This is a genomic window from Deinococcus rhizophilus (genome assembly GCF_030271215.1).
GTDB lineage: Bacteria > Deinococcota > Deinococci > Deinococcales > Deinococcaceae > Deinococcus > Deinococcus rhizophilus.
In genome coordinates, this window is record NZ_JASNGB010000386.1 from 1 (window position 1) to 561 (window position 561).

1 pseudogene is annotated in these 561 nt (G+C 76.3%); it reads right to left on the reverse strand.

The features are described from left to right. A pseudogene (locus tag QOL99_RS17485) lies at positions 1 to 297 on the reverse strand (sensor histidine kinase); the annotation flags it as partial. Positions 298 to 561: the final 264 nt, after the last annotated feature.

Below are 561 nucleotides of genomic sequence, written 5' to 3' on the forward strand. Positions count from 1 at the left end.
CGCCGACGCCTCCCCCGCGCGGAGCGACAGCGCCCCCACCAGCAGCACCGCCCCGACGCTGATGGCCCGGTTGCCCAGATCCGGTCCCACGCCGTCCCGCATGGCTCCCAGCACCCCGGCGCCCACGTTCGCCCCCACCGCCAGCACGGTGAGCGCCCCCGTGAGCCTCTGCCTGCCCGCCAGCGCTGCCAGCGCGACCGGCACGCTCAGCAGGGTACCCACCACCAGCCCGGAGGGCGTGAGCAGGTCGGCCACCGTGATCGCCCCCAGCAGCGCGGCGCTCAGCCACCCCAGCAACCGGGGCGACCAGCGTGGGGCCGGAACGGGGGAGGGTGGGTCGGGCAGGGGAGACTCCTGAGCGGGCAGACAGGGGGCGGGGTCAGGCGAACGGTCTCCAGTATGCGGCGTCCCTCCCCCCAGCAGAGGTTCCCAGCTCCAGGGGACATCCCCGGGCCATCACCCGTGAGCGCCCCGGATGCGCTATGCAGAGGCATGACCCCGCCGCATCCCCAGGACCAGGACCCCCGCGCCCCCGCCCCTGTGCCCACCCCCGCGCCCCGC